Origin of the sequence: Pseudomonas sp. B21-032 (genome assembly GCF_024748965.1) — a bacterium.
GTDB lineage: Bacteria > Pseudomonadota > Gammaproteobacteria > Pseudomonadales > Pseudomonadaceae > Aquipseudomonas.
Map to the genome: position 1 here is coordinate 5,910,161 of NZ_CP087180.1, position 7,589 is coordinate 5,917,749.

Annotated in this window: 7 protein-coding genes; all 7 read right to left on the reverse strand. The window is 58.1% G+C overall.

What is annotated here, in order from left to right; all coding sequences use genetic code 11:
* Positions 1-15 precede the first annotated feature (15 nt).
* The 7 genes from rsmG to rpmH all read right to left on the reverse strand — a co-directional run bounded on the left by rsmG (position 16) and on the right by rpmH (position 6,997).
* A complete protein-coding gene (gene rsmG, locus LOY54_RS27415) occupies positions 16-660 on the reverse strand; it encodes a 16S rRNA (guanine(527)-N(7))-methyltransferase RsmG (protein WP_045199399.1) in 645 nt (214 codons plus the stop codon).
* On the reverse strand, positions 657-2,549 hold the full coding sequence (mnmG, locus tag LOY54_RS27420; protein WP_045199648.1) for a tRNA uridine-5-carboxymethylaminomethyl(34) synthesis enzyme MnmG: 1,893 nt from the start codon (positions 2,547-2,549) through the stop codon (positions 657-659). Before mnmG ends, rsmG begins: the two co-directional genes overlap by 4 nt.
* Positions 2,550-3,067: 518 nt before the next feature.
* On the reverse strand, positions 3,068-4,438 hold the full coding sequence (gene mnmE / locus LOY54_RS27425) for a tRNA uridine-5-carboxymethylaminomethyl(34) synthesis GTPase MnmE (protein WP_093377774.1): 1,371 nt from the start codon (positions 4,436-4,438) through the stop codon (positions 3,068-3,070).
* An 83-nt stretch (positions 4,439-4,521) separates the two neighbouring features.
* Positions 4,522-6,204, reverse strand: a complete 1,683-nt coding sequence (yidC, locus tag LOY54_RS27430; protein WP_045199395.1) for a membrane protein insertase YidC — start codon at positions 6,202-6,204, stop codon at positions 4,522-4,524.
* Positions 6,205-6,206: 2 nt separating this feature from the next.
* On the reverse strand, positions 6,207-6,452 hold the full coding sequence (yidD, locus tag LOY54_RS27435; RefSeq protein ID WP_080764817.1) for a membrane protein insertion efficiency factor YidD: 246 nt from the start codon (positions 6,450-6,452) through the stop codon (positions 6,207-6,209).
* Positions 6,445-6,849 carry a ribonuclease P protein component gene (rnpA, locus tag LOY54_RS27440; RefSeq protein ID WP_213604342.1) on the reverse strand — a complete coding sequence of 135 codons (405 nt, stop codon included), beginning with the start codon at positions 6,847-6,849 and terminating at the stop codon, positions 6,445-6,447. The genes yidD and rnpA overlap by 8 nt, the downstream gene beginning before the upstream one ends.
* Positions 6,850-6,862: 13 nt before the next feature.
* The gene (gene rpmH, locus LOY54_RS27445; protein ID WP_002551315.1) at positions 6,863-6,997 is read right to left on the reverse strand and encodes a 50S ribosomal protein L34; all 135 of its coding nucleotides are present in this window, start codon (positions 6,995-6,997) and stop codon (positions 6,863-6,865) included.
* Positions 6,998-7,589: the final 592 nt, after the last annotated feature.

The window sequence follows — 7,589 nt, forward strand, 5'->3', positions numbered from 1 at the left end:
TGCTTGTGTTCCCAATCATGCCGTGCGGCGCAGTATCAGCAGATGGCGTTGGCCTTGGCAACCCGGAACGGTCAAGGCCTGCTCGCTATCCACTCTGAAATCTGCCGGCAATGCTACCAGCTCATCGGCAGGATGCAGCCCTTTCATTGCCAGCCACTGCGTCTGGGCGTCGCCGAGGTGGCGCGTCCAGTTGGTGAAGTTCTCCATGCTGCTGAAAGCACGGGAAACAATTCCGGTGAAAGGCAGCTCCGGTTGGAACTCCTCGACCCGCTTGTGGATAACTGTGAGGTTATCCAGTTTGAGCTCCAGCTTTACCTGGGTCAGGAAGCGGGTTTTCTTGCCGTTGCTGTCGAGCACCGTGACTTGCTTGTGCGGATGCAGGATAGCCAATGGAATGCCCGGCATACCACCGCCGCTGCCGACATCCAGCCAGCGCTCGCTGTGGATAAACGGCATGACGCTGAGGCTGTCGAGCAGGTGGCGGGACACCATTTCGTCCGGATTGCGCACGGCGGTCAGGTTGTAGGCCTTGTTCCACTTGATCAGCAAGGCCAGGTAGGCCAGCAGTTGTGCGTGCTGGGCCTCGCTCAGCTCGACACCGAGCTGGCGGGCGCCTGTGGACAACTCTTCGGCGTGTTGAGGGGTGACCTGAGAACTCAAGCGCTTTGCTCCAACTCGCGGCCTGCGCCGCGTTTTTTCAGATGAATCAGCAACAGGGAAATCGCCGCCGGGGTCACGCCGGGGATACGCGAAGCCTGGCCCAGGGTCTCGGGCCGGGTCTGGCCGAGCTTGCCCTGGATTTCCTTGGACAACCCGGAAATACCGCTGTAGTCGATATCGTCGGGCAGGCGGGTGTCTTCGCTGGCGCGCAGCCGGGCGATTTCTTCCTGTTGCCGGTCGATGTAGCCGGCGTATTTGGTTTTGATCTCGACCTGTTCGGCGACTTGCGGGTCGATATCCGAGCCGCCGGTGACTTCCATCAGCCCGGCGTAATCGATTTCCGGACGGGTCAGCAGGTTGAGCAGGTTGTATTCATGGCTCAACGGCGTGCCGAATTTTTCGGCAATGGCCTGGCCTTGCGCGGTGTCCGGGCGTACCCAGGTGGACTTCAGGCGCTGCTCTTCCAGGGCAATGCCTTCGCGCTTGGCGCTGAATGCGGCCCAGCGCGCGTCATCGACCAGGCCCAGCTCGCGGCCTTTTTCGGTCAGGCGCAGGTCGGCGTTGTCTTCGCGCAGGATCAGCCGGTACTCGGCCCGCGAAGTGAACATACGGTAGGGCTCCTGGGTACCCAGGGTAATCAGGTCGTCGACCAGCACACCGATATACGCCTCGTCGCGACGCGGGCACCAGCTTTCACGGCCCTGGGCGCGCAACGCGGCGTTGGTCCCGGCAAGCAAACCCTGGGCGCCGGCTTCTTCGTAACCGGTGGTGCCGTTGATCTGGCCAGCAAAGAACAGGCCGCCGATGACCTTGGTTTCCAGGCTGTACTTGAGATCACGCGGATCGAAGTAGTCGTACTCGATGGCATAGCCCGGGCGCACGATGTGGGCGTTTTCCATGCCGCGGATCGAACGCACGATCTGCAACTGCACATCGAACGGCAAGGACGTGGATATCCCGTTCGGGTACAGCTCGTGGGTGTTCAGGCCTTCCGGCTCGATGAACACCTGGTGGCTTTCCTTGTCGGCAAAGCGGTGGATCTTGTCTTCGATCGACGGGCAATAGCGCGGGCCGATGCCTTCGATGACGCCGGAGTACATCGGCGAACGATCGAGGTTCGAAGCAATGATCTCGTGGGTACGGGCGTTGGTATGGGTAATCCAGCAGCTGACCTGACGCGGGTGCTGTTCCTTGGAGCCCATGAACGACATCACCGGAATCGGCGTATCCCCCGGTTGCTCGGTCATGACCGAGAAATCCACCGAGCGACCATCGATGCGTGGCGGCGTGCCGGTTTTCAGCCGGCCAACACGCAGCGGCAGTTCCCGCAGCCGGCGCGCCAGGGCAATCGAGGGTGGATCGCCGGCACGGCCACCGGAGTAATTCTGCAAACCGATGTGAATAAGTCCGCCAAGGAAGGTGCCGGTGGTCAATACCACGGAGTCGGCGAGAAAACGCAGACCCATTTGTGTCACCACGCCGCGTACCTGGTCCTGCTCGACGATCAGGTCGTCGCACGACTGCTGGAATATCCACAGGTTGGGCTGGTTCTCGAGAATCTCGCGCACCACCGATTTGTAGATGGCGCGGTCGGCCTGGGCGCGAGTAGCGCGCACGGCCGGGCCTTTGCGGTTGTTCAACACACGGAACTGGATACCGCTCTTGTCAGTGGCCAGTGCCATGGCACCGCCGAGCGCATCGATTTCCTTGACCAGGTGGCTCTTGCCGATGCCACCGATGGCCGGGTTGCAACTCATATGACCGAGGGTTTCCACGTTGTGGGTCAGCAGCAGGGTTTTTACACCCATGCGTGCAGACGCAAGCGCAGCCTCGGTACCGGCATGGCCGCCGCCGATGACGATCACTTCAAAACGGGAAGGGAAATCCACCACGCACCTCGTGCCTGTTTCGGGAATAGATAGGGATAACGCACAAGTATAGGGACTTACCCCCCTCTAAAGGAACCTTTTGCACAAAATTTAACCAGGCTGTGGATGAATGGCGTGCAATAGAAATTAAAAGAGAGAAATTTATTAAAGCTTTGTTTTTATGTTTATTCTTAGTCAGCCACCTTTCTGTGGATAAGCTTCTACAGGCCTTTATTTACCGTATGTACAGAGATTCAAAACCCTGTGGCCTACCGGGCATGAGCGTTCTGGATAAGCGCTTTAAGCCTGTGGATGAAATGGCCAGTTACCCACAAGCGCAGTTATCTCCAGCTTTGAAGGCCAGTTATCAACGGAGCTGAAGGTGGGTTTTCCACAGGGCTTATTTCAGAGAATTGTGGATAGACACGCAGGAGTGAGTACAGCACGAGCACTGTGGCTGTACTGACCAGGAGAGAGGATTGGTGAAAATTTGATGCTGCAGCCGGGTCCGTTGCAGACCCGGCTGTGGATAACGACCTTTACTTGCCGATGCAGAAGCTGGAGAAGATTCGCCCGAGCAAGTCATCGGAGCTGAAAGCCCCGGTAATTTCACCCAGGGCCTGTTGTGCCTGGCGTAGATCCTCTGCCAGCAGCTCCCCCGCACCGGCCAGGGTCAACTGCGCACGACCGTGCTCCAGGTGCGCGCTAGCCTGGCGCAATGCCTCCAGATGGCGCCTGCGGGCGCTGAAGCTGCTTTCGGCAGTCTGTTCATAACCCATGCAGGCCTTCAGGTGCTCGCGCAGCAGCTCCAGGCCCATGTCGCTGTCCTTGGCACTGAGGGTAATGGTGACGTGGCCATCTTCGCTCTGCTCCATGGCAATGGCTTCGCCGCTCAGGTCAGCCTTGTTGCGAATCAGCGTGACCTTGGCCGGATCCGGACGCAGATCGAGGAATTCTGGCCACAGGGCAAACGGATCACTGGCTTCCGGCGCTGTGGAATCCACCACCAGCAACACCCGGTCGGCTTCGTTGATGGCCTTGAGGGCGCGCTGCACACCGATCTTTTCCACATGATCGTCGGTGTCGCGCAACCCGGCGGTGTCGACCACGTGCAGCGGCATACCGTCGATGTGGATATGTTCGCGCAGGATGTCGCGGGTGGTACCGGCGATATCGGTGACAATCGCTGCCTCGCGACCCGCCAGTACGTTAAGCAGGCTCGACTTGCCGGCATTCGGCCGGCCGGCAATCACCACTGTCATGCCGTCACGCAGCAAGGCGCCCTGCCCGGCTTCACGCTGCACTGTGGATAAATTATTGCGTACGTCATCGAGCATGCTCAGCACATGACCGTCGGCGAGAAAGTCGATTTCTTCCTCGGGGAAGTCGATCGCAGCTTCCACGTAGATGCGCAGGCTGATCAATTTCTCCGTGAGGTTATCCACACGACGGGAAAATTCGCCCTGCAGCGAGCGCAAGGCATTACGCGCCGCCTGTGTAGAACTGGCTTCGATCAGGTCGGCGATTGCCTCGGCCTGGGCCAGGTCGAGTTTGTCATTGAGGAACGCACGCTCGCTGAATTCACCCGGGCGCGCCAGGCGGCAACCCAGTTGTACACAGCGCTGCAGGAGCATATCGAGCACCACCGGGCCGCCGTGGCCCTGCAGCTCCAGCACGTCTTCACCGGTGAAAGAGTTGGGCCCGGGGAAAAACAGCGCGATGCCTTCATCCAGCACCAGGCCATCTTCCGCGCGGAACGGGCCGTAATGGGCGTGCCGTGGTGTTAGCGGTTTTCCACAGATGGCCAGCCCGGCTTGTTTGGCCAGAGGCCCGGATAGCCGCACGATCCCCACACCCCCACGTCCCTGGGCGGTAGCGATGGCGGCAATGGTTTCACGCACAGTGTTCATGCTCGAAGGCCTCACGACAAAAACGACAGATAGCAAAACGCCCCACGAGGGGGCGTTTATCCACAGGTTAGCTGGCTAACCCGTCAAGCAGCGGCTTTCTTGGTAGCCTTTTCGATGCTGCGGGTGATGTACCACTGCTGTGCGATCGACAGGCAGTTGTTCACAACCCAGTACAGCACCAGACCTGCAGGGAACCACAGGAAGAAGAAGGTGAAGATGATTGGCATCAGCTTCATCACCTTGGCCTGCATCGGATCCGGCGGAGTCGGGTTCAGTTGCTGCTGGATGAACATGGTTGCGCCCATGATGATCGGCAGGATGAAGAACGGATCCTTGATCGACAGGTCAGTGATCCAGAACATCCACGGCGCCTGACGCATCTCGACGCTTTCCAGCAGAACCCAGTACAGCGAGAGGAAGACCGGCATCTGCACCAGGATCGGCAGGCAGCCGCCCAGCGGGTTGATCTTCTCTTTCTTGTACAGCTCCATCATGGCTTGCGACATTTTCTGCCGGTCATCGCCATGCTGCTCTTTGAGGATTGCCAGTTTCGGCGCAACGGCACGCATGCGCGCCATCGAACGGTAGCTGGCAGCCGACAGCGGGAAGAACAGACCTTTGATCAGCATGGTCAGGACGATGATCGACCAGCCCCAGTTGCCGAGCAGGCTGTGGATATGTTGCAGCAGCCAGAAGATTGGCTGGGCAATGAACCACAGGATGCCGTAGTCGACGGTCAGTTCCAGACCTGGGGACAACTCTTTGAGCTTCTCCTGGATCTTGGGACCGGCGTACAGCATGGTGCTGGTTTCGCCTTTGCCACCAGCGGCAACGTTCAGTGCCGGGCCGGTGAAACCGATGATGTAGTTGCCCTGGCTGTCTTTACGGGTCTGAACGATGTTGTTGTCAGACTTGTTTGGAATCCAGGCAGTTACAAAGTAGTGCTGCAGCCAGGCAACCCAGCCGCCGGTAACATTTTCTTTCAGATTTCCCTTGTCGATGTCTTTCATCGACACCTTTTTGTAGGGCTCCGAACTTGTCCACAGGGCCGCACCGAGATAAGTCGCGGTACCGGTTGCGGTGCTCGAGGAAGGATCCGAGCTCGCGTCGCGCTTGAGTTGCGCGAACAGGTTACCGGTCCAGGGCTGGGCGCTCTGGTTGTCGATCAGGTAGGTGACGGTCAGGTCATACTCACCGCGCTTGAAGCTGAAGCGCTTGATGTAGTTGACGCCGGCATCGCTGAACTTCAGGTCGACGACCAGTTGGTCCTGACCATCGGCCAGTTGGAAACTTTTCTGATCAGCGGCATACAGCGGACGGCCGGACGAACGCGCATCCGGGCCGTTGGCGCCAGTCAGACCGCTCTGTGCCAGGTAAGTACGCTCGCCACCGTTGTCGAATAACTGGAACGGAATGTCCGGATGATCCTGGCGGCGTGGGTATTTCGGCAGCGTCAGCTGGGCGATATCACCACCGTTTGGATCGATAGCCAGATCGAGGACATCAGTCTTGACCCGAATCAGGTCCTTGCTGACCACTACCGGGGCAAGTTCTGCTGGGCTGGATTCAGCGTTGGCGCTCGGTACATCGGCGCTGGCGCCAGTGTTACCGGCCTGCGCGGTGTCCGGCAGGGCCGGGGCAACGTTGCTGGCAGCAGTATTCTGAGTCGGCAGGGCAGCCTGGCCATAGTCCTGGTTCCAGTTAAGGACCATGACGTAGGACACGATTGCCAGGGCGACGATCAGGATCGTGCGTTTAATATCCATGATTACTCGGCTATCGAAGAAGTACGGGAAGAGGAGGCAGGTGGAACCGGGTCAAAACCACCGGCATTCCACGGATGACAACGCCCCAGGCGACGAACGGTAAGCCACCCGCCGCGTAAAAGGCCATGTGTTTCGATGGCTTCGTACGCATAGCAGGAGCAACTGGGGTAGAAACGACAGTGACTGGCCATCAGTGGACTAATGGCATAGCGGTAAAACTGGATCGGAACGAGCGCCAGTTTACGCATCTTGACTGTCTACCCCCACAGAGTCGGTGTTAACCACTGGAGCGGGCCGACTGCGTGCAAGGCGCTTCCAGAGCTTGCCAAAATGTTGGTGCAATTCTGGGTTTTCAATCTCGCCCAACCCTTTGCGCGCGACGATCACGATATCCCAACCAACAAGCGAATGCTGGTTCAGGCGAAACGAATCGCGCATCAGGCGTTTCAGGCGATTGCGTTGAACGGAGAGCTTGACGCTCTTTTTCCCGATCACAAGCCCCAGGCGGGGATGATCAAGACCGTTCTCGCGAGCAAGGATCAGCAGGCATTTCCCTGGAACCTTGCCGGTTGGGGAGTCGAAGACCGCTTTGAAGTGTCGGGGAACAAGCAGACGCTTTTCCCGACTGAAGTCCTGACTCACCACCAGTGCCGAAAAATCAAACTGCCAGGCGCTTACGGCCTTTGGCACGGCGACGCGACAGAACGGCACGACCGTTCTTGGTGGCCATACGGGCACGGAAACCGTGAGTGCGAGCGCGCTTGATGGTGCTTGGTTGGAAAGTACGTTTCATGGCGTGTTACCTGGTTCGTCGACAACGGGCCGGAATGGCCCCCGTTTTAAGAGACCGGCGATTCTAGAGAAAGCAGGGCCGTAGGTCAATTTCCAACCAGCTTTTCCTTATGGACGGAAAATCGGCTTCGTTCCAGGCACCGCTCGGGGTGTGCTGACAGGTTGCGAGTAACGGATCACTTAAACATAGAAAAAAAGAGAGGACTTATTTAAAGCTTTTTAGTGAATCTTATAAAGCTTATGTGGAAGATTTCTGTGGATAACACGCTACAGCCCTTTAAATATCGTATGTACAGAGAAAAGAAACTCTGTCGAGAAGAGGTGCTCTGACTGTGCTGTAGCCTCGGAAAAGCTGTGGATCAAATGGCCTGTTATCCACAGGTGGGTTATCCACCGATTTCGACCCCCAGTTGTGCAAAGACCTCAGGGTCGGTTATCCACAGGGCTTATTCACAAGCTCAAAACGACATTTTGGTCACTAAACTGCTGATTTATCGCCATCCTCAACGCAGCTGCATGTGGATAACTGCGCTGGCGCTGGGTACAATGGGCGCTTGTTTTTGCCTCACCGGCTTTCAACTCAGGGGATATCC